1 protein-coding gene and 1 pseudogene are annotated in these 640 nt (G+C 47.2%); both read left to right on the top strand.

Going from position 1 to position 640, the window contains the following annotated elements; all coding sequences use genetic code 11:
* Positions 1-201, top strand: a pseudogene (gene fliI, locus R7O13_RS28100) (flagellum-specific ATP synthase FliI); the annotation flags it as partial.
* A gap of 6 nt (positions 202-207) precedes the next feature.
* Positions 208-640, top strand: a 433-nt coding sequence (fliJ, locus tag R7O13_RS28095) for a flagellar export protein FliJ (protein WP_318305350.1), incomplete at its 3' end; no start/stop codon positions are given.

Raw genomic sequence — 640 nt, 5'->3', positions numbered from 1 at the left:
GCGGTACGTCAGGTCTTGTCTATTTGTCGCAAAAATCAAGATTTGGTGTCGATTGGGGCGTACAAGCCGGGCACCGATCCGGCTATCGATGGCGCATTTACATTAAAACCGAAGCTAGACGAATACTTGCAGCAGCGTATGAAAGAATCGGTGCCATACGATATGTGCGTCAATATGCTCAGAAATATTTTGGGTGGGTAATAGCGTATGAATAATGCGATGGAATTCCTACTTGAGCAGACCAAAGAGCGCGAAGACCAAGCCGTACTTGCGCTGAACAAAGCGCGCTCTGAGCTTGAAGACTATTACCGTCAGGTTGAGCAAATCGAAAAGTATCGTCTCGATTACTGCCAACAGCTGGTGGATCGTGGCCAAGCGGGTTTAACCGCCAGCCAATACGGGCATCTCAACCGATTCTTATGTCAGCTTGACGAGACACTATCAAAGCAAAAGCAAGCAGAGCATCACTTCAAAGAACAAGTCGAAAACTGCAAAGACTACTGGCTCAAGATGCGTCAAGAACGCATGTCTTACGAGTGGATGATCGAAAAGAAAGCGAAAGAAAAGCAAATCGCGGAAGCCAAACGTGAGCAAAAGCAGATGGATGAGTTTTCCACGCTGTTGTTTAGCCGTAAGGCCA

This window comes from Vibrio sp. Y176 (assembly GCF_033438945.1).
The sequence above is the reverse complement of the archived record's forward strand: the minus strand, read 5'-3'. Positions and strand labels throughout refer to the sequence as shown.